Raw genomic sequence first — 17,361 nt, 5'->3', positions numbered from 1 at the left:
ACCGGCGGCCGGACATCGCGTGGGAGGGGAGGCGTCGCGCGGGATTTGCCTCTCAGGCAAACTTTTTGCCCCAGAGGCATGAGCTGCTGTTCCATGGACGCATGGCAGTCACCGACCACCAGCCCCCCGCAGCACCCGCGGCCCCCGACGAGGACCTGGTGCTGGCCCCGCGCCTGCGGGACCTGCGCCTGGCGGCGGGCCTGACGCTGGAGCACGCCGCCGGCCGGGCCGGCCTGTCCGCCGCGCACCTGTCGCGGCTGGAGTCCGGGCTGCGGCAGCCGTCGCTCCCGGTCCTGCTCGGGCTCGCCCGGATGTACGGGACCACGGTCTCGGACCTGCTGGGCGAGACCGCGAGCGAACCCGATCCGATCCTACGCGGCAAGGACGCCGCCGCGGTACCGTCCGCCGGCTGGACGTACTGGCGGGCGGGCGGCACCGGGCGCGCCATGCAGGCGCTGCGGCTGCACATCCCGGCGGAGGCCGGGGCGCAGCGCGCGCTGGTCCGTGTGCACCCCGGCGAGGAGTGGCTGTACGTCACCGGCGGCACGCTGCAACTGACGCTCGGCGAGCGGGTCCACACCCTGGCGCCCGGCGACTCCGCGCACTTCGACTCGCTCGTCCCGCACCGCCTGTCCGCGACCGGCGGCACCGGCGCGGACGTGCTGTTCGTCCACACGCTGATGCAGAGCGAGACGTCGGCGCTGTGCGTCGGCCCGCCGCCCCGTACCGGCGCCGGCGCGCACCACGGCCCCGCGCACTGATCGCGGCACCGATCGCCCATCGAACGCGCACCGATCGCGCCCCTGATTTTCCCGAGGCTTTCCCTGAACACACCGCGAGGAGACAAGGACATGGCCACCACCGAGGGCACCCAGCACGAGGTCCGACCGGCCACCCCGGTCACCCCGGTCGTCGTCCCCACCACCAACGGCAGCGAGAAGCGCAAGCAGCGCGGGGTCGTCCTGCGCGTCCTGGTCTACGTGGTCGTCGCCCATCTGCTCGCCGCCTACCTGTACTTCCTCTTCACCATCGCCGGCAAGCACTAGGTGTATTGCTCCGTGAGGAGGGGGTCGGGTCCGGGTCCGGGCTCGGTCGTGGCGCGCTGACGTGGTCGAATGGGAGCGGCGACGGCGCGGCCCGACGACGGGGCGCGGCCCAGTGGAAGGTGACCCGATGGCGCTCCCCGACGACACCTGGCAGACCGACCTGCTCCCCGGGCTCGAAGCCCTGTACGAGGACCTGCACCGCCATCCGGAGCTGTCCGGCCAGGAGCACCGCACCGCGGGCAAGGCGGCGCGGGCGCTCACGGAGGCCGGCTACGAGGTGACCGAGGGGGTCGGCGGAACCGGCGTCGTCGGGGTGCTGCGCAACGGCGACGGGCCCGTGGTGATGCTGCGGGCCGACATGGACGCGCTGCCGGTGCGCGAGAACACCGGGCTGCCGTACGCCTCCGAGGCCGTCGCCGACGGCCCCGACGGGGAGAGCGTGCCGGTCGCGCACGCCTGCGGGCACGACATGCACGTCACGGCGCTCGCGGGCGCGGCGGCGCTGCTGGCGCGGCTGCGGGCGCACTGGTCGGGCACGGTGCTCGCGGTCTTCCAGCCGGCGGAGGAGCTGATGGCCGGGGCGCGGGCGATGATCGCCGACGGGCTCTTCGAGCGCTTCCCGCGGCCCTCGGTCGTGCTGGGCCAGCATGTCGGGCCGCTGCCGGCCGGCATGATCGGGCACCGCGAGGGCCCGGTGATGGCCGGCGCGGACGTCGGCGACGTGCAGCTCTTCGGGCGCGGCGGCCACGGCTCGCGCCCGGAGGCCACGGTCGACCCGGTGCTGATGGCCGCCTCGGTCGTGGTCCGGCTCCAGGGCATCGTCGCGCGCGAGGTGCCGGCCGCGGAGACCGCGGTGGTGACGGTGGGCCGGCTCCAGGCCGGGACGAAGGAGAACGTCATCCCGGACACCGCGCGGCTGGGCATCAGCGTGCGCTCCTACACCCCGCAGGTGCGGCGGCTGGTCATCGACGCGATCGAGCGCATCGTCAACGCCGAGGCCGCCGCGAGCGGCGCGCCGAAGCCGCCGGTGATCACCTGGAGCCCGGGGGCGCCGGTGCTGGTCAGCGACCCCGAGGCGACGCGTGCGGTGGGCGCGGACCTCGCGGCGCACTTCGGCGCCGAGCGGCTGCTGCCGCTGCCGCCGATCGCGGCGAGCGAGGACGTGGGGCTGTTCGGCGAGGCCGCGGGTGTCCCGACGGTCTTCTGGTTCTGGGGCGGCACGGACGCCGCGGCGACGCTGGCCGCCTTCCAGGAGGGCCGGCTCGACGAGCTGCCCAGCAACCACTCCCCCGAGTTCGCGCCGGTCCTCCAGCCGACGCTCACCACGGGCGTGGAGGCGCTGGTGGTGGCGGCGCTGGGGCGGCTGGGCGCGGGTACGGGGGCGGATGCCGGGGCGGGTGCCGGTTCCGCCTGAGCCGGCGGCGGGCCGGCCGGCTGCGGTTCAGCGGGGGTTGCCGGCCCGCAGCCAGCCGAGGTAGTCGGCGACGGCCCGCTCCAGGTCGTACCGCGGGGCGTAACCGGTGTCCTGCCGCAGCCGGGTGACGTCCAGCCGGACGTCGGGGCCCGCGCCCGGTTCGCGCCCCGGCGGCAGGCTGAGCCCGGCGCCGGGGACCTGGGCGTTGAGCGCGGCCAGCACCTCGGCGTTGCCGGTGATCCGGCCGGAGGCGACGTTGTACGTACGGTGCCGCAGCCGCGGCGCCGTCTGGAGCAGGGCCAGGGCGCGACCGCAGTCGCGGGCGTAGATCAGGTCGGCGCCCTGGCCGGCGCGGGCCGGGGCGTACAGCGCCGACAGGTCGGGCTCGGTGCCGCGGGCGGCGGCGTGCACGAGCTGCGGCACGGCGACGAAGGGCGAGGCGGGGCGGCCGAGCGGGCCCCACACCGCGGATATCCGGGCGTTGACGAGGTCGAGCCCGGTGGCGGCGGCGAGGTGGCCGGTGAGCAGCTCGCCGATCTTCTTGAACGCCGGGATGGCATGGCCCGCCGTCATGGGCAGCGGCAGGTCCTCGCCGAGCGGCGCGGTGACCTCGGGCGTGCGGTCGGGGCCGGCGTCGCCGCCGGAGCCGGGGGCGGTGCCGGGCAGGGTGCCGGGGGCGCCGGCGTAGACCCCGATCGTGCTCGCCACGACGACCCGCGGCACCTGCCGACCGGCCGCCGCCCGCACGACGTTGAACAGGCTCCCGAGCGCGTCCTGCGCGGCGCCCACCGGATCGGCGGCCCCGGGCGGCCAGGGCACGGACCCGGCGAGGTGCACCACGCCGGTGACCGCGTGCCGCTCGCCGATCCGCCGCAGCGCCTCGACGTCGCCGAGGTCGGCCCGCTCGGTGCGCACCAGCGGCCTGCCGCCCGCGCCGACGAGGAAGCCTGGCAGCGCGCCGGGCTCGCGCCGCTGCACCAGCACGCACTCCTCCCCGAGGTCCAGCAGGGCGCGGGCGGTGTGCGAGCCGATGAAGCCGAGGCCGCCGGTGACAAGGATCATACGAGAATGCTCCGTTCGAGCTGACGATCAGCACTGCTGATCAGCAGGGCCACTGATCAGCAGCACCGCTGAACAAGCAGCACCCCTGAACAGCAGCGCCGCTGAAGATCAGCAGCCCTGAACAGCAGCCGGGCTGAATAGCAGTGGCACTGAACAGCAGCAGCGCTGATCGTCAGCACCACTGACGATCACCGTAGCTGTACAGTCTTCGGATGTCCACCACAGCGCCCGAGCTCAACGGCCGCCTCGGCCACCTCCTCAAGCACGCCCAGGCGCGGCTGGCCGCGCTCAACGCCGAGGCGCTGGAGCCGTTCGGCATCAGCGGGCGGGAACTGGCGGTGCTGCTCGTGATCGCCGGCCAGGACGCCCCCTCGCAGGCGCGGGTCGCCGGCCGGCTCGGGGTCGACCGGACGACGATGGTCGCCTTCCTCGACACCCTGGAGGGCAAGGGCCTGCTGGCCCGCCGCCCCGACCCCGGCGACCGGCGGCGCAACGTCGTGGTGCTGACCGACCACGGCACGGACACCCTGCGCCGGGCGACCGCCGCGAGCGACGAGGCCGAGCGCAGGTTCCTGGCGCCGCTGACGGGTGCGGACGCAGCGACCTTCCGCTCCGCGCTCACGGCGGTGGCCTCCTACGACGGCCCCGCCTGACGTACCGTCAACTCGGCGCCGCTGCTCCGGCGGAGGTAATCGCGGGCCGGGCTCGGCCCGCCGCGCGGATCGACCGGCGCCGGTCGGTTAGTCCTTGCGCCATGACCTCATATCGACTGACGCGGCTGCTCGCGGCCACCGCGGCGCTCGGCGCGCTCGGCGCGCTCGGCGCGGGCGCCCTCGGCGCCGGTGCGGCCTCGGCCGCCGCGCCGGCCGCGGTGCGCCAGGGCGGGTCCCCGCTGGTGACGGAGACCTTCACCGGCGCCACCGCGGACCCCGGCTTCGTCGCCGTGGGCGCCGCGTGCCTGACCGGGGCAGCCGCCACCGCCACCCCGCCGCCCGCCGGCGACCACCCGCTCGGCGGCTGCCGCACCGACCGGACCGGCCCCGTACCGCCGGCCGGCGGCGCCCCGCACGGCTACCTCCAGCTCACCGACGCCTCCCACGACCAGTCGGGCGCGGTGCTCTACGACCACGCGCTGCCCGCCACCGAGGGCCTGGACGTCACGTTCGACCAGTGGCAGTACGGCAGCACCACCCCCGACACCCCCGCCGACGGCATCTCCTTCTTCCTGGTGGACGGCGACACCTCGCTCACCCACCCCGGCGCCTTCGGCGGCAGCCTCGGCTACGCGCAGAAGCTCCCGGACGACGACCCGGCGCAGCCGTTCCTGCCCGGCGTGGACCGCGGCTACCTCGGCGTCGGGCTCGACGTGCTGGGCAACTACTTCGGCGACTGGGAGCAGCGCGGCAACGGCTGCGCCCGCCGCTCCCCCGCCGGCACGGTCTTCCGCGTCCCGGCGCCCGGCGCCAACATGGTGACGCTGCGCGGCCCCGGTGACGGCACCGAGGGCTACTGCTTCCTGACCGCGACCACCAGTAACTTCACCACCACCGGCCCCTGGCCCTCGACGCTGCCCGGCAGCCTCCAGGGCCCGCTCACCTCGCTGCCGCCGGACGCCACGCCGGAGCAGGCCGAGCAGGCGCTGGAGCCGTCGCGCCGCCGGGTGACCGTGCGCATCACGCCGGCGCCGGACCCGGTGGTCACCGTGCTGGTGGACTTCAACGACGGCACCGGGCCGCACGAAGTGCTGTCCACCCCGGCGCCGGAACCGGTGCCGGCGACGTACAAATTCGGCTTCGCGGGCTCGACGGGCCTGTTCACCGATGTGCACCTGATCCGCAACGTGGCGATCAGGACCGACCGGGAGCTGCCCGGGCTGAACCTGGTCAAGCAGGTGCGCGAGCCGCTGCCGGACCGGCTGGTGGCGGGCACCCCGGTGCCGTACGACTTCGTCGTGACGAACTCCGGCGGCACGGACGTCACGGACCTGGCCGTCGACGACCCGAAGGTCGGGCCGGTGGACTGCCCGCAGACGACGCTCACGCCCGGTGAGACGGTCACCTGCACGGCGACGTACGTGCTGACCGAGCAGGACGTGGCGGCCGGTTCGGTCGACAACACCGCGACGGCGAGCGGCACCGCGAACGGGGAACCCGTCCTGTCGCCGGAGTCGTCGGCGACGCTGCCGATCCCCGGCGGCGGCCACCCGGAGCCGCCGTGCCACCCGACCTACGGCAAGCCCTGCCCCGGAAAGCCCGGACCCGGAAAGCCGGGCCCCGGCAAGCCCGGTTACGGCAAGCCCGGCCAGGACCGGCCCCCGGTGTACGGCGGCAGGTGAGCCGCACCGCTCGCCGCTGACGCGGGGCGCGTGCCCGCACGCAGAAGCCCCGGGGCCCACCCGCCCCGGGGCTTCGCCGTGCGCGCGTACCGGCCGGTCAGGCCGCCGGGCCCGCCGCCGCGCGGGCCATCGCGGCGAGTTCCCGCTCGAACGCCTTGACCGCGCCGGTGTGCCAGCTCTCGGCCATGCCGCGCGAGAGCGGGTCGGGGAAGATGTCCTCCTCGTCCTTCTCCACGCCGTCGAAGATCGCCGCGGCGACCGAGGCCGGCGCGACCTTGGGGATGTCCAGGCCGCGCGTCATGTCGGTGTCGACGGGGCCGGTCAGCACGGCGTGCACGCGCACGCCCCGGTCGCCGAGCAGGGTGCGCAGCGACTGCGTCATGGAGAAGGCGGCGGCCTTCGACAGCGAGTACGACGCGGTCAGCGGCAGCGGCGCGAGGGCCTGCAGCGACAGGTTGTTGACGACGGTGCCGGCGGCGGCGACCAGGTGCGGGGTGAACGCCCGGGTGACGCCGAGCGTGCCGTGGAGGTTGACCGCGAGGATCGCCTCCAGCACGGCGGGGTCGCCGAGCACGTCCTCGCCGTACCGGCCGGCGTTGTTGACCAGGACGTCCAGGGCGGGGACGGCAGCCGCGGCCTGCCGGATCTGCTCGGGGCTGGTGACGTCGAGGGTGAGCGGGACGACCCGCTCGTCGGCGGGCGGCACGGGCTGCCGGGCGGCGGCGTAGACCCGGGCGGCGCCGCGGTCCAGCGCCTCCTGGACGAGCGCGCGGCCGATGCCGCGGTTCGCGCCGGTGACCAGGACTGCCCTGTCTGCGATGGTGGCCATGGGAGTGCTCTCCGTATCGTGCGAGATGTCCAGCGGGGATCGTGCGAGGTGCGGGGCGCCGGTTGCGGGCGCTCCTGCCCTCTCCGATACGGGGCGGCGCGGAAAGTCATCGCGGCGGCCGGCGCGGGCGGCGATGAGTTTTCCCCGCCGGCCGGATCTCTCTTGGTGACGGCCCCCGGCAGTGGGCCTTTCCGGGCGAGCCCACAGGAGGAGCAGTGCCGACAGCGGCGACACAGCGGCAGGAGCCGGCCCCGCCGGCGCAGGCGCGGACGGGCGCGGGGAGCGACCCGGCGGCGGCGGACGGCGCGGACTTCGCGCGGCTGACCGCCCCGATGCGGCCGGCGCTGCTGGCGTACTGCTACCGCATGCTCGGCTCCGTGCACGACGCGGAGGACCAGGTGCAGGAGACGCTGCTGCGGGCGTGGCAGTCGTACGGGCGGTTCGAGGGGCGGTCGTCGCTGCGGACGTGGCTGTTCCGGATCGCCACCAACGCCTGCCTGCGGGCGATGGAGAGCCGCGGGCGGCGGCCGATGCCGACCGGGCTCGGCGGGCCCTCGGACGACCCCGACGCACCGCCGGCCGAGCCGCTGGCGGACGTGCCGTGGCTGGAGCCGTTCCCGGACGCGCTGCTGGGCCCGCCGTCGGCCGATCCGGCGGCGGTGGCCGCCGCGCGGGCGAGCGTGCGGCTGGCGCTGGTCGCGGCGCTGCAGTACCTGCCGGGGCGGCAGCGCGCGGTGCTGATCCTGCGGGACGTGCTGGGCTGGCGGGCCGCGGAGGTCGCCGAGCTGCTCGGGGTGTCGGCGGCGGCGGTCAACAGCCTGCTGCAACGCGCCCGGGCGGCGCTGCGCGAGGCGGCCCCCGCGCAGGACACGGTGCGCGAGCCCGCCGACGCCGAACGGCGGGCGCTGCTCGACGGCTACGCGGCGGCGTTCGAGAACGCCGACGTGGCCGCGCTGATGCGGCTGCTGCGGGCCGACGCGGTGCTGGAGATGCCGCCGGTGCCGACCTGGTTCACCGGGCGGGAGCGGATCGGCCGGTTCCTGGCGTGGCATGTGCTGACCGGGCCCGGCGATCTGCGGATGGTCGCCACCGCGGCCAACGGCCAGCCGGCGCTGGCCGGTTACCGCCGCGCGGCGGACGGCGGGTACCGGCCGTACGTGCTCCAGGTGCTCACCTGCGACGCGGCGGGCGTCGCCCGGATCACCGCCTTCCGGGACCTGCGGCTGTTCGCCGTCTTCGGCCTGCCGGCCGCGCTGCCGGCGAGCGGTGGGGCCCCGGGCGCGGGCGGTCAGTCGGTCTCGGGGCTGTAGTACGCCAGCGTCGCGGTGAACCGGGCGATCCAGGCGTCCAGTTCGGCGGCCCTGCGGGTGCCGACCTCGCAGGAGAAGAGCGTGCCGTCGCGCAGGGCCACGGCCACCACGAGCGCGTGGCCGCGCCCGGCGGCCTTCTCGCACCACGCGACGTCCACGGCGTGCCAGGGGATCTCGGTGACCCGGCCGTCGGAGCCGAGCGAGATGCCGGCGGGGTCGAGGACGACGGCGTTCTTGCGGTCCATGGCCAGGAACTCCGGCATCGCGATCTGCCCGAGCCCCGCCCCCGGCGGCGGGATGGGCGCGCCGGGCCCGTACGGCGAGGGCGGCAGCGCCGGTACGCCGGGCACGGCGGGCACCGGCGGCGTCCCGGGCGGCCCCGGCGACCCGAACGGCGCGGCGGCCCCGAACGGCGGCGGGGTGGCGGGAGCGTGGCCGGGCGGCGCCGGCGGGTACGCGGGCGGCGGCGGTACGGGCGTGTCGGCCACGAGCGGGGCCCCCGGCGGCGCTGCGGGCGGTCCCGGGGGCGTGCCCGGTACGGACGGGGCCGCCGGCGGGTCCGCAGCGGCCGGCGCGGCCCGGGGCGCCGGCGGGGCGAGGTCGTACGACGTGGCCGGGGCGGGCGGGGCCGGGCTCTGCAGCGGGCTGAGCCGGTCCAGGAGCTGCTCGGTGCCCGGCCGGCGCTCCGGCGCCTTGTCCAGGCACCCGGCGACCAGCTCCCGCAGCGCCTCCGGCACGGCCGTCAGGTCCGGCTCGCCGTGGACGGAGCGGTAGATCTGGGCGACCGGCGTACCGCCGCCGAAGGCGCTGCCGCCGGCCGCGGCGACCAGCACCGCGCCGAGCGCGAAGACGTCCGCGGCGGGGCCGACCGCATGGCCCTCGGCCTGCTCGGGGGCGAGGAAGCCGGGCGTGCCGAAGGCGGTGCCGGTCGCGGTGAGCCGGGCGTCGTCCATGGCGCGGGCGATGCCGAAGTCCAGGACGCGCGGCCCGTCGTCGGCCATCACGATGTTGCCGGGCTTGAGGTCGCGGTGCACGAGCCCGCAGCGGTGGATGGCCTGCAACGCCTCGGCGAGCGCCGCGCCGAGCCCGCGCAGCCGCTCCTCGTCCATCGGCCCCTGCGCGGCGAGCAGTTGGGCGAGCGTCGGACCGGGTACGTACGCGGTCGCCAGCCACGGCTGCGCGGCGTCGGGGTCGGCGTCCACGACCGGCGCGGTGTGGAAGCCGCCGACCCGGCGGGCTGCGGCGACCTCGGCGCGGAAGCGCGCCCGGAAGGCCGGGTCGCCCGCCAGCTCGGTCCTGACGAGTTTCACCGCGACCAGCCGGCCGCCGCGCGAGCGGGCGAGCCACACCGTGCCCATGCCGCCCTCGCCGAGCCTGCGCACGACGCCGTAACTGCCGATCCGTTCCACGCACCCCTCCCCCGTGTCCGGCCCAAGATTACGGGGCGCCGCCGGTGCGTACCTCTTTCGAACGGTGGTGCGCCCGGGTGCGGCACGGGATCATGCGGTCGTGCCGTGCCGTGGCGTGCCCCGCGGGGCGGATCGACGGCGCATGCCGGGTACGAACTGTGGCTACCTTCCGGGTAGTCACCGCCGCGGCCGAGGTATCTCGGCCGGGGCGGAACGCCGACCAGAGAGGACCCATGGTGAGTCAGCAAGGTCAACGAGTGGGCGTGGTCTGCGAGTCGGGAGAGGGGGAGACACGGGTGGCGGCCACCGCGGTGACGGTCGCGCAACTGCGCGGGCTCGGCTACGAGGTGCTGGTCGAGTCGGGCGCGGGCCTGGCGGCGAGCATCGCGGACGAGGCGTACCGCGAGGCCGGCGCGCGGATCGGCAGCCGCGCCGACGCGTGGGGCGCCGACGTGGTGCTGGCCGTGGACGCGCCCTCCGAGGCGGAGATCGCGCTGCTCACCGAGGGCGCGACGCTGATCTCGCTGCTCGCCCCGGCGCAGAATCCGCAGCTGCTCGACGCGCTGGCGCGGGCGGGGGTGACGGCGCTGGCGATGGACGCGGTGCCGCGTATCTCCCGCGCCCAGTCGCTGGACGTGCTCAGCTCGATGGCCAACATCGCGGGTTACCGCGCGGTCGTCGAGGCCGCTCACGCCTTCGGGCGGTTTTTCACCGGGCAGGTGACCGCGGCCGGCAAGGTGCCGCCGGCGAAGGTGCTGGTGGCCGGCGCGGGCGTGGCCGGGCTCGCGGCGATCGGCGCGGCGGGCAGCCTCGGCGCGGTGGTGCGGGCCACCGACCCGCGGCCCGAGGTCGCCGACCAGGTCAGGTCGCTGGGCGGGGAGTACCTGGCGGTGGAGTCGGCGGAGGTCGAGGTGAGCTCGACCGGCTACGCCAAGGAGATGTCGGACGACTACAACACCCGAGCGGCGGCGCTGTACGCGCAAGTGCTGCCGGACACCGACATCGTCATCACCACCGCGCTGATCCCGGGGCGTCAGGCGCCGCTGCTGGTCACCGAGGAGATGGTGGCGAGCATGAAGCCGGGCAGCGTCATCGTGGACATGGCCGCGGCGCAGGGCGGGAACGTGGCCGGCTCGGTTGCCGGCGAGAAGGTCGTCACCGGCAACCAGGTGACGATCATCGGCTACACCGACCTGGCCGCGCGGCTGCCCACGCAGGCGTCGCAGCTGTACGGCACCAACCTGGTCAACCTGCTGAAGCTGCTCACCCCCGGCAAGGACGGGCAGCTGGTGCTGGACTTCGACGACGTGGTGCAGCGCTCGGTGACCGTGGTGCGCGGCGGCGAGACGACCTGGCCGCCCCCACCGGTCCAGGTGTCGGCCGCGCCGGCGCCCGCGGCGCCCGCGCCCGCCGCGAGACCCGCCGCGCCGGAGAAGCGCAAGGCGTCGCCGGCCCGTACATACGCCCTGGTGGGCCTTGGGGCCGCGGTGCTGTTCCTGGTGACGGCCTTCGCGCCGCAGCAGCTCATCGGGAACCTGACGGTCTTCGTGCTGGCCATCGTCATCGGGTACTACGTGATCGGGCATGTCCACCACGCCCTGCACACCCCGCTGATGTCGGTGACGAACGCGATCTCCGGGATCATCGTGGTGGGCGCGATGCTGCAGATCGGGCACGCGCACACCGCCGTGACGGTCCTGGCGTTCGCCGCCGTCCTGCTGGCCTCGATCAACATCTTCGGCGGGTTCGCGGTGACGCGGCGCATGCTGTCGATGTTCGCGAAGGACTGATCCGCGATGACCGCATCGACCGCCGCGCAGGCGGCCTACGTCGTCGCCGCGCTGCTGTTCATCCTGTCGCTGGCGGGCCTGTCCCGGCACGAGACGTCCCGCTCCGGCGTGGTCTACGGCATCTCCGGCATGGCGATCGCGCTGGCCGCCACGATCGGGCTCGCCTCCCGCAGCATCGCCGCGACCGGGATGGGCCTGCTGGTGCTGGCCATGGTCATCGGCGCCGGCATCGGCCTGCAGCGGGCCCGCCGGGTGGAGATGACCGGCATGCCGGAACTCATCGCGATACTGCACAGCTTCGTGGGCCTGGCCGCCGTGCTGGTCGGCTGGAACGGCTACCTGGACGTCGAGGCCAGGGGGGCGGCCCAGCACGAGATCGCCGCCGACCTGCTGCGCATCCACCACGCCGAGGTCTTCATCGGCGTCTTCATCGGGGCGGTGACCTTCACCGGCTCGGTCATCGCGTTCCTGAAGCTCTCGGCGCGCATCAAGTCCAGCCCGCTGATGCTGCCCGCGCGCAACGTCCTCAACCTGGCCGCGCTCGCGGCGTTCGTGGGCCTGACGGTGGCCTTCGTGGTGTCGCCGAACGTGGGGCTGCTGGTCGCGGTGACCGCGGTGGCCCTCGCGCTCGGCCTGCACCTGGTGGCGTCGATCGGCGGCGGCGACATGCCCGTCGTGGTGTCGATGCTCAACAGCTACTCGGGGTGGGCGGCGGCTGCGTCGGGCTTCCTGCTGGACAACAACCTGCTCATCGTGACCGGCGCGCTCGTCGGCTCCTCGGGTGCGTATCTGTCGTACATCATGTGCACCGCGATGAACCGGTCGTTCCTGTCGGTCATCGCGGGCGGCTTCGGTGTCGAGGCGGCCGTGTCCGACACCACCGAGTACGGCGACCACCGCGAGATCAACGCCGAGGACACCGCGAAGCTGCTGCGGGACGCCGGGTCGGTCGTCATCACCCCCGGCTACGGCATGGCGGTGGCGCAGGCGCAGTACCCGGTGGCGGACCTGACGCGCAGGCTGCGCGAGCGGGGCGTGCAGGTGCGGTTCGGCATCCACCCGGTCGCCGGGCGGCTGCCGGGGCACATGAACGTGCTGCTGGCCGAGGCGAAGGTGCCGTACGACATCGTGCTGGAGATGGACGAGATCAACGACGACCTGGCGGGCACCGCGGTGGTGCTGGTCATCGGGGCGAACGACACCGTGAACCCGGCGGCGGTCGACGACCCGGGCAGCCCCATCGCCGGCATGCCGGTGCTGCGGGTGTGGGAGGCGGAGAACGTGATCGTCTTCAAGCGGTCGATGAGCACCGGTTACGCCGGGGTGCAGAACCCGCTGTTCTTCCGGGAGAACACCCAGATGCTGTTCGGCGACGCCAAGGAGCGGGTGGAGGACATCCTGCGGGCGCTGTGAGCCGCCGGGCCGGGCCCGGGGGGTTGCGCTGCGGCGCCTCCCGGGCCGGGCCGGCCGCGGATGACGTTTCGATCGCCGCTTCGCGGGCAGATCGGGCAGCTATGGAGCGAAAGTCGGGGAGACCGATGCGCGGTGAACGCAAGGCCGGGCCGGGGATACGGGTGCGGCGCGGGCAGCCGGACCATCCCACCGACCTGCCGGGCAGGTCGTGGTGGGCGGTGCTCAAGGGCACCTTCGAGGAGTTCAGGACCGACGAGCTCGGTGACCGGGCCGCCGCGCTGACGTACTACGGCGTGCTGTCGGTGTTCCCGGCGCTGCTGGTGTTCGTGTCGGTGCTGGGGCTTTCCGGCCGGTCGGCGACGGACAAGGTGCTCAAGAACCTGGACGAGCTGGCGCCCGGTCCGGCGCGCGACCTCATCACCAACGCGGTGCGGCAGTTGCAGGACCGGGCGGGGATGGGCTCGGCGTTCGCGGTGGTCGGCCTGCTGCTCGCGCTGTGGTCGGCGTCCGGCTATGTGGCCGCGTTCATCCGCGCCGCCAACGCCGTCTACGACGTGCCCGAGGGCCGGCCGTTCTGGAAGGTGCTGCCGCTGCGGCTGGGGCTGACGGTGCTGCTGATGCTGCTGGCGTGGGCGAGCGCCCTGATCGTGGTCTTCACCGGCGGTGTCGCCCACCAGGCCGGCGCCACGCTGGGGCTCGGGGACACCGCGCTGACGGTGTGGGCCGTCGCCAAGTGGCCGGTGCTGGCCTTCCTGGTGCTCACCATGATCGCCGTGCTGTACTGGGCGGCGCCCAACGTCAAGGGCCGCGGCTTCCTGTGGACGACGTCGGGCAGCCTGCTGGCGCTGCTGATCTGGATGGCGGCCTCGGGCGGCTTCGCGGTCTACGTGTCCAACTTCGGCTCGTACAACAAGACCTATGGCACGGTGGCCGGGGTGATCGTGTTCCTGGTGTGGCTGTGGATCACCAATGTGGCGATCCTGCTGGGCCTGGAGTTCGACGCGGAGCTGGCCCGGGCGCGGGCCGTCGCGGGCGGCTTCCCGGCAGACCGCGAGCCGTACGTCACGCCGCGCGACACCGAGACGTGGACGCCGGAGGAGCGCCGCCACCTGGCCTGAGCCCTTCCTCCGGCGCACCGCTTCACGGCTCTACGCGGAGGCCGCGGTCAGCGCGGCGACCTCGGCGTCGGTCAGCCGCAGCCCGGGCGCGGCCAGCAGCGCGGGCAGCTGGTCGAGGGTGCGGGCGCTGGCGATGGGCGCGACGACACCGGGCTGGGCGGCCAGCCACGCCAGCGCGACGGTGGCGACCTGCGCGCCGTGCGCGGCGGCGGTCTGCTCCAGCGCGGTCAGGACCCGGTCGCCGCGCTCGGTGCCCAGGTACTTGGCGACGCCCGCGGCCCGGGCGCTCTCCACGGGTGTGCTGGCCCGGTATTTGCCGGTCAGGAAGCCCGCGGCCAGCGAGAAGTACGGTGCGACGGCGAGGCCGTGGCGTACGGCGATGTCCTGGAGCGGGCCCTCGTAGGTGTCGCGGGACATCAGGTTGTAGTGCGGCTGGAGGGCGACATAGCGGGCCTTGCCCTCGCGGGTGGAGAAGTCCAGGGACTGCGCCAGCCGCTCGGGGCTGATGTTGGAGGCGGCGATCGCCCGGACCTTGCCGGCCGTCACCAGCTCGTCCAGGGCGGTGATGATGTCCTCGACCGGCACCTCGGGGTCGTCGAAGTGCGTGTAGTACAGGTCGATGCGGTCGGTGCGAAGCCGGCTGAGGGAGGCGTCGGCGGCGGCCTTGATGTTCTCGGGGCGCAGGCCCAGGAAGTCGGGGTGGCGGCTGACCTTGGTGGCGATGACGACGCTGTCGCGGTTGCCGCGGGCGGCGGTCCACTCCCCGATGATGCGTTCCGACTCGCCGCCGGAGTTGCCGGGGATCCAGGCGGTGTAGCTGTCGGCGGTGTCGACGAAGTTGCCGCCCGCCTCGGTGTAGGCGTCCAGTACGGCGAAGGAGGCGGCCTTGTCCGCGGACCAGCCGAAGACGTTGCCGCCCAGGCTCAGCGGGAAGACCTCGATGTCCGACGAGCCGAGCTTGTGAAGTCCAGTCATGCTGCGTGCAGCACCGGGGCGCGGCCCGGTTATTCCGGTCCCGGCGCCCCGGTGTGCCGCCGCGGCGGCAGGTCAGCGGCTGGGCACCGCTCTGCGGGCGGTCCTGCGCGAGGGACCGGGGGTGAGGCGGACCAGGGCGTTGACGACATGGTCGATCGCGTCCCGGCCGGGGTCGTCGGTGAGGTTGGTGAGCAGCCGGGCCATGCCGTCGACGAGGGCGGGGCGGTCGATGATCCGGGCCAGGACGGGCTCAAAGCCGGAGCGGCTGAGGACGTAGGTGGCCGCCGCGTTGCCGAGGCGGTAGTAGCGGCCCCAGCGCTGGTCCAGGACGGCGGGGTAGCTCTGCAGGACCCGTTCGCGGCCGGCGCCCGCCGGGCGGGTCAGGGCGAGGGCGGCGACGTCGGCGGCGGCCTCGCCGGACTCCATGGCCTGGCAGATGCCCTCGCCGTTCCAGGGGCTGATGGTGCCCGCGCTGTCGCCGACCAGCAGCAGGCCGCGGCCGTACTGGGGGCGGCGGTTGAGGCCCATGGGCAGGGCGGCGCTGCGCAGCGGCCCGTCCGCGCCGGCCTCGTCCAGGCCCCACTCCGGCGGGGTCCTGGCCAGCCAGTCGGCCAGCGACGCACGCAGGTCCGGGGAGCGCTTGCCGCGCCGGCCCAGCACCCCCACCCCGACGTTCACCCGGCCGTCGCCGAGCGGGAAGATCCAGCCGTAGCCGGGCAGCCAGTCCCGGCTGCCCGGCAGCCGCAGGTCGGCCCACAGCTCCAGGTAGTCCTCGCCGGAGCGGGTGGGGCTGCGGAAGTAGCGGCGCACGGCGGTGGCCATCGGGCGGGCCTGGTCGCGGTGGGCGCCGAGCGCGACGGCCAGCCGCGCGGAGGCGCCGTCGGCGGCGACGACCAGCGGGGCGCGGTGCACGACCGGCCGCGCGTCGGGCCCGGCGGTGGCGTGGACGCCGACGACGCGGCCGACCCGGTCGGTGAGCGGCGCGGTGACCTTCACCCCGGTGTGCAGCCGGGCGCCGGCGGCCTGCGCGTGCCGGGCCAGGATCTCGTCGAAGTCATGGCGGGTGCGGGTCAGTCCGAAGTCGGGGAAGCGCGCGCCCGCGGGCCAGTCGATGAGCACCCGGCGCTCGCCGCACACCCAGCGCATGCCGCGCGAGCGGTGCCAGCCGTCGCCGTCGATGTCGATACCCATCCGCAGCAGCTGGTGCACGCCGCGCGGGGTGAGCCCGTCGCCGCACACCTTCTCCCGCGGGAAGTCGTCCTTCTCCAGCAGCAGGACGTCCACACCGGCCCGCGCCAGGTGGTAGGCCGCGCTCGATCCGGCCGGGCCCGCGCCGACCACGATGACCTGCGCGTCCTGCGCCACGGCCGCGGAGCCGGCGCCGGAGGGGGCCGGGTGCGGCGGTTCCGGCGCGCCGTTGTCGCCGCGCGCGTCGTTCACCGCGTTCCCGTCGTTCTCGTCGTGCCCGTCGTGCCCGTTGTACTCACCGTTCTCGCCGTTCTCGCCGTTCTCATCGTTCACCCACCGATCGTTACCCGCCATCCGGTCGCCCGAAGCGGCCCCCGACTGCCCCTGGCCCTCGGCTACCCCGCCGGCGGCGTCCCGCACCGGCCCGTTCGGGTGAGCGCGGTCAGCGCGCGCGGGCGAGATCGTCCAGCACCGCGCGGACGACATGCCGGGCGTTGCCGGCCATCGCCTCGTTCCGGGTGCGGTAGTACGGCAGGGCGATCAGCGCCTGCGAGAGCGTACGGGCCCGGCCGCGGGTCCAGGTCGCGTCGTCCACGTCCAGCGCCCGGCGGAAGACCGCGCGGGCCGGGGGCGGCAGCAGGTTCCAGGCGGGGAAGAGGTCGCACGCCGGGTCGCCGGCCCCCGCGCAGCCGAAGTCGATGACCGCGGCGAGCCTGCCGTCCTCGACCAGCAGGTTGCCCGGCATCAGGTCGGCGTGCAGCGGCACCGGCGGCCCCTGCCACGCCGGGGCGCGCAGCGCCTCCGCCCACACGGCGAGCACGGCGTCGCAGTCCACGCCCTCCTCCGGGATGCCGCGCAGCGCCCCGACCGCCGCCCGGGTCTCGGCGTCGAGGGCGGAAAGCGGCCCGCCCCGGTGGGCCGGCGGCGCGTCCGGCAGGTCCACGGCCCGCAGCGCCGCGACGAAGCCCGCGAGATCCTCGGCGAGCCCTACGGGGTCGTGCAGCGCGCCGGCTTGCGGATGCGTGCCGGGCAGCCAGCGGTGCACCGACCACGGCCACGGGTAGCCCTCCGCCGGCTCGCCCGCGCCCAGCTCCTCGGGAATGCGTACGGGCAGGTGCGGCGCGAGGCGCGGCAGCAGGTCCCGCTCCCGCGCGATGTCCGCGGCGCCGCCCTCCCCCAGCGGCAGCCGCACCGCCAGGGCGTCGCCCAGCCGGTAGACGGCGTGGACGGTGCCGCCGGAGGCCCACCGCCGCACGGGCAGCCCCGCCCACCGCGGGAACTGCTCGGCGACGAGCCGCCGGACGAGGCCGCCGTCCGGGGCCGGTATGCCGGGATCGCTGCCGGGGTGCGTCTGACCTGCGCTCATGCCCGGCATCCGATCACCGGCCGCGCGGGGGCGTCAAACGGTATTCGGCGCCCGGCCGCCGGTGCGCCGCGCACGGGCGGCCCGGGCGCCGCGGGGGAACAATGGC

General features: G+C 75.2%; 15 protein-coding genes. 9 read left to right on the top strand and 6 right to left on the bottom strand.

What is annotated here, in order from left to right; translation table 11 throughout:
* Positions 1–101: 101 nt before the first annotated feature.
* The 3 genes from HCN08_RS20455 (at position 102) to HCN08_RS20445 (ending at position 2,460) form a co-directional block, all read left to right on the top strand.
* Positions 102–761, top strand: a complete 660-nt coding sequence (locus HCN08_RS20455; protein WP_167984624.1) for a helix-turn-helix domain-containing protein — start codon at positions 102–104, stop codon at positions 759–761.
* A gap of 90 nt (positions 762–851) precedes the next feature.
* The gene (locus tag HCN08_RS20450; RefSeq protein WP_167984591.1) at positions 852–1,046 is read left to right on the top strand and encodes a DUF6126 family protein; all 195 of its coding nucleotides are present in this window, start codon (positions 852–854) and stop codon (positions 1,044–1,046) included.
* A gap of 127 nt (positions 1,047–1,173) precedes the next feature.
* Positions 1,174–2,460, top strand: coding sequence for an amidohydrolase (locus HCN08_RS20445; protein ID WP_167984623.1), 1,287 nt, complete (start codon positions 1,174–1,176; stop codon positions 2,458–2,460).
* A 27-nt stretch (positions 2,461–2,487) separates the two neighbouring features.
* On the opposite strand, the gene HCN08_RS20440 is transcribed toward HCN08_RS20445, so the two are convergent.
* Positions 2,488–3,522: an NAD-dependent epimerase/dehydratase family protein gene (locus tag HCN08_RS20440; protein ID WP_167984622.1), complete on the bottom strand. Its 1,035-nt coding sequence runs from the start codon at positions 3,520–3,522 to the stop codon at positions 2,488–2,490.
* 212 nt (positions 3,523–3,734) lie between these two features.
* Between HCN08_RS20440 and HCN08_RS20435 the strand changes: the two genes are divergently transcribed.
* Together HCN08_RS20435 and HCN08_RS20430 are read left to right on the top strand one after the other, a co-directional pair.
* Positions 3,735–4,175 carry a MarR family winged helix-turn-helix transcriptional regulator gene (locus HCN08_RS20435; protein WP_167984621.1) on the top strand — a complete coding sequence of 147 codons (441 nt, stop codon included), beginning with the start codon at positions 3,735–3,737 and terminating at the stop codon, positions 4,173–4,175.
* Between the two features lie 101 nt (positions 4,176–4,276).
* Positions 4,277–5,857: a DUF7507 domain-containing protein gene (locus HCN08_RS20430; protein WP_167984620.1), complete on the top strand. Its 1,581-nt coding sequence runs from the start codon at positions 4,277–4,279 to the stop codon at positions 5,855–5,857.
* A 97-nt stretch (positions 5,858–5,954) separates the two neighbouring features.
* Here HCN08_RS20430 and HCN08_RS20425 read toward each other — a convergent pair whose 3' ends face one another.
* Positions 5,955–6,686, bottom strand: coding sequence for an SDR family NAD(P)-dependent oxidoreductase (locus tag HCN08_RS20425; protein WP_167984619.1), 732 nt, complete (start codon positions 6,684–6,686; stop codon positions 5,955–5,957).
* A 215-nt stretch (positions 6,687–6,901) separates the two neighbouring features.
* Here HCN08_RS20425 and HCN08_RS20420 point away from each other — a divergent pair, with 215 nt between their 5' ends.
* Positions 6,902–7,996 (top strand): sigma-70 family RNA polymerase sigma factor, encoded by a 1,095-nt coding sequence (locus tag HCN08_RS20420; RefSeq protein ID WP_167984618.1) that lies wholly within the window; start codon positions 6,902–6,904, stop codon positions 7,994–7,996.
* Here HCN08_RS20420 and HCN08_RS20415 read toward each other — a convergent pair.
* On the bottom strand, positions 7,975–9,405 hold the full coding sequence (locus tag HCN08_RS20415) for a serine/threonine-protein kinase (RefSeq protein WP_167984617.1): 1,431 nt from the start codon (positions 9,403–9,405) through the stop codon (positions 7,975–7,977). The genes HCN08_RS20420 and HCN08_RS20415 overlap by 22 nt on opposite strands.
* A gap of 233 nt (positions 9,406–9,638) precedes the next feature.
* Between HCN08_RS20415 and HCN08_RS20410 the strand changes: the two genes are divergently transcribed.
* From HCN08_RS20410 to HCN08_RS20400, 3 genes are all read left to right on the top strand, one after another.
* Positions 9,639–11,195, top strand: a complete 1,557-nt coding sequence (locus HCN08_RS20410) for a Re/Si-specific NAD(P)(+) transhydrogenase subunit alpha (protein ID WP_167984616.1) — start codon at positions 9,639–9,641, stop codon at positions 11,193–11,195.
* A gap of 6 nt (positions 11,196–11,201) precedes the next feature.
* Positions 11,202–12,608, top strand: coding sequence for a Re/Si-specific NAD(P)(+) transhydrogenase subunit beta (gene pntB / locus HCN08_RS20405; protein WP_167984615.1), 1,407 nt, complete (start codon positions 11,202–11,204; stop codon positions 12,606–12,608).
* Between the two features lie 125 nt (positions 12,609–12,733).
* Positions 12,734–13,726, top strand: coding sequence for a YihY/virulence factor BrkB family protein (locus HCN08_RS20400; RefSeq protein WP_240970273.1), 993 nt, complete (start codon positions 12,734–12,736; stop codon positions 13,724–13,726).
* A 30-nt stretch (positions 13,727–13,756) separates the two neighbouring features.
* Here the strand turns inward: HCN08_RS20400 and HCN08_RS20395 are convergent, their stop codons facing one another.
* The 3 genes from HCN08_RS20395 to HCN08_RS20385 all read right to left on the bottom strand — a co-directional run bounded on the left by HCN08_RS20395 (position 13,757) and on the right by HCN08_RS20385 (position 17,255).
* Entirely contained in the window at positions 13,757–14,701 is a 945-nt protein-coding gene (locus HCN08_RS20395) for an aldo/keto reductase (RefSeq protein WP_167984613.1), read from the bottom strand.
* A 72-nt stretch (positions 14,702–14,773) separates the two neighbouring features.
* On the bottom strand, positions 14,774–16,066 hold the full coding sequence (locus tag HCN08_RS20390; RefSeq protein WP_322974591.1) for a geranylgeranyl reductase family protein: 1,293 nt from the start codon (positions 16,064–16,066) through the stop codon (positions 14,774–14,776).
* A 265-nt stretch (positions 16,067–16,331) separates the two neighbouring features.
* Positions 16,332–17,255 carry an aminoglycoside phosphotransferase family protein gene (locus HCN08_RS20385; protein WP_167984611.1) on the bottom strand — a complete coding sequence of 308 codons (924 nt, stop codon included), beginning with the start codon at positions 17,253–17,255 and terminating at the stop codon, positions 16,332–16,334.
* Positions 17,256–17,361: the final 106 nt, after the last annotated feature.

This window comes from Actinacidiphila epipremni (genome assembly GCF_012034175.1).
In the GTDB taxonomy this organism is placed as follows: domain Bacteria; phylum Actinomycetota; class Actinomycetes; order Streptomycetales; family Streptomycetaceae; genus Actinacidiphila; species Actinacidiphila epipremni.
Note: the sequence above shows the minus strand (reverse complement) of the source record. Positions and strands in the feature narration are given on the sequence as shown.